General features: G+C 45.7%; 2 protein-coding genes. Both read right to left on the reverse strand.

The window, feature by feature from the left end; genetic code table 11:
• Positions 1-1,075: RNA-guided endonuclease InsQ/TnpB family protein (locus ACTNES_RS20850; RefSeq protein WP_441040575.1), on the reverse strand; the 1,075-nt coding region annotated here is incomplete at its 3' end.
• Between the two features lie 18 nt (positions 1,076-1,093).
• Positions 1,094-1,242 (reverse strand): transposase (locus tag ACTNES_RS20855; protein ID WP_174514916.1); only part of this gene is annotated, 149 nt, incomplete at its 5' end.

The following is a 1,242-nucleotide window of genomic DNA, read 5'->3' on the forward strand; positions in this document are numbered from 1 at the left end:
TTTTCCCCACTTCCGGTGACAGTGGGCTGCACTGGCTGGTATAACTTTCTTCCTGTTTTATGAAACGGATCCCATATCTTTTCAGCTTATATTCCAGCATGATATAGATCCTGTTATACGGCAGACTGTGAAACTTCTGGTTTGTCCTGTGTCCCAGGTCTTTTTCTCTCCGGATGTTCCGGATATCCCCTGTAACGACACAGGTGATCCCCTGTTCCCGGCAGTATTCTGCAAGATATCTTGTAATCTTGTGCAGATAGTCCGTTACTGAGTCTTGTTTTCTCTTATATAACTTCCTGATATGTTTTGATGTGACCGGGTGCTTTACTCCCTTTCCGGACTGCTGTCCATACCACTGGGCCTGCACCCTTGCGATCTCTTTATGGAAATATCTTTCCAATTCAAGGTACTTCCTGCCCAGGATAAACGTCTTCCCATTTTCAGAATCATAACACGTCATAAGGTTGTGAAGCCCCAGATCAATAGACAGTTCATGTCCGTTCTGTGGAAGTTCTTCCTGGTCAGGGACCTCATAAACAACAATAATTTTACAGTTTTCTTTCTCCGGCGGATAGATCCGCAGCTGTTTGATCTGGTCCATGCCCCTGAAAATCTTATTTTCAAGGTAAAGAAAGTTTTCATGGATCTGATATGTTTCTTCCATATATTTTTTTAATGTCTTTGGAAGGGACAGGCGGACTCTGCCCGTATCCCGCTCATGCACGATCCCCATCTGCATATAGGTAATGGGGATACTTTCCTGCTTAAACCGCGGCGGTCTGGGAGCCTCGATCCCCCCGGTTCTTTTCAGGGCATAAAAAGACTTCCATGCCTTGTCCAGCAGCCTGCAGACTTCCTGGGCGGTCTGGGACGGGAGCTGTTTATACCACAGATCCTCTTTATGGGCTTTTTTCTGATAGTACCAGTCAGGATACTGCTCCATCCCTGTTTCTTTGTAATGTTGACGCTCGTAATTACAGACATTCCAGAGCTTGGATGCTGCATAACACATATGCCCGATGAGGTTCGCATATTCCCGGCTGACCTTTATGGATGTTTTCTTTGACAGCAGCATTTCCTCTCCTCCATCGTATCAGTACGCTTTGCTCTGATGTTCGATATACCTGCGGATATTTTCTTCCGATACAGATCCGACCGTTTCCACATAATAGGAATGGTTCCACAGCTCCCCTTTCCAAAGCTGGTTTCTTATTTCCGGAAAACGTTCGAAAAGCTTCCTGC

It is taken from the genome of Blautia sp. HCP3S3_D9, assembly GCF_052063845.1.
In the GTDB taxonomy this organism is placed as follows: domain Bacteria; phylum Bacillota; class Clostridia; order Lachnospirales; family Lachnospiraceae; genus Blautia_A.